The organism is Enterococcus sp. C102(2024) (assembly GCF_040888205.1).
Lineage (GTDB): Bacteria > Bacillota > Bacilli > Lactobacillales > Enterococcaceae > Enterococcus > Enterococcus faecalis.
Map to the genome: position 1 here is coordinate 1 of NZ_JBFOHH010000020.1, position 587 is coordinate 587.

Below are 587 nucleotides of genomic sequence, written 5' to 3' on the forward strand. Positions count from 1 at the left end.
GGTTCTGTTGCAAAGTTTCCGATAAGCTCATTTTGAGGTAAAATAATTGAAAAAGATAGCTTGGAGGAATGAAGATGACTCAGTTCAAAGGAAAACAATTTCAAAAAGACGTGATTATCGTAGCCGTCGGCTACTATCTTCGGTACAACCTGAGTTATCGTGAAGTGCAGGAAATTCTGTATGACCGAGGAATTCACGTTTGTCACACCACAATTTACCGTTGGGTGCAAGAATACGGAAAGATTCTTTATCAAATTTGGAAAAAGAAAAACAAACAGTCCTTTTATTCATGGAAAATGGACGAGACTTATATCAAAATTAAAGGAAAGTGGCATTATTTATATCGCGCTATCGATGTAGATGGCTTAACCTTAGATATCTGGTTACGGAAAAAGCGCGACACACAGGCTGCGTATGCTTTTCTAAAACGACTGAAGAACCAGTTTGGAGAACCAAAGGTTCTAGTAACGGATAAAGCACCCTCTATTAAGAGTGCCTTCAGAAAGCTTCAGAAAAATGGACTGTATATAACAACAGAACATCGAACAATCAAGTATCTGAATAATCTGATTGAACAAGACCATCGT

The 587-nt window shown here is 37.8% G+C and carries 1 protein-coding gene; it reads left to right on the forward strand.

Features of this window, described 5'->3' with window-relative positions; translation table 11 throughout:
* Nucleotides 1-74 precede the first annotated feature (74 nt).
* Nucleotides 75-587 (forward strand): IS6-like element ISEnfa1 family transposase (locus AB3I34_RS13975; RefSeq protein WP_000191453.1); only part of this gene is annotated, 513 nt, incomplete at its 3' end.